This window comes from Bacillus cereus group sp. N8, from assembly GCF_016483685.1.
GTDB classification, from domain to species: domain Bacteria; phylum Bacillota; class Bacilli; order Bacillales; family Bacillaceae_G; genus Bacillus_A; species Bacillus_A proteolyticus.
In genome coordinates this window covers 1-249 of record NZ_JAEHBK010000192.1, presented here as the reverse complement: position 1 = coordinate 249, position 249 = coordinate 1, and the positions used below count along the sequence as shown (strand labels likewise).

Sequence of the window (249 nt, the reverse complement as noted above, 5' to 3'; positions counted from 1 at the left end):
ACGAGCGCAACCCTTGAGCCTAGTTGCCATCATTAAGTGGGGCACTCTAAGGTGACTGCCGGTGACAAACCGGAGGAAGGTGGTGATGACGTCAAATCATCATGCCCCTTATGACCTGGGCTACACACGTGCTACAATGGACGGTACAAAGAGCTGAAAGACCGCGAGGTGGAGCTAATCTCATAAAACACATCTCAGTTCGGATTGTAGGCTCCACCTCGCGTACATGCACCTGGAATCGCTAGTAAT

At 51.4% G+C, this 249-nt stretch carries 1 rRNA gene; it reads left to right on the top strand.

Annotated elements, in window-relative coordinates:
* A 16S ribosomal RNA gene (locus JDS80_RS30960) occupies window positions 1-249 on the top strand; the annotation flags it as partial.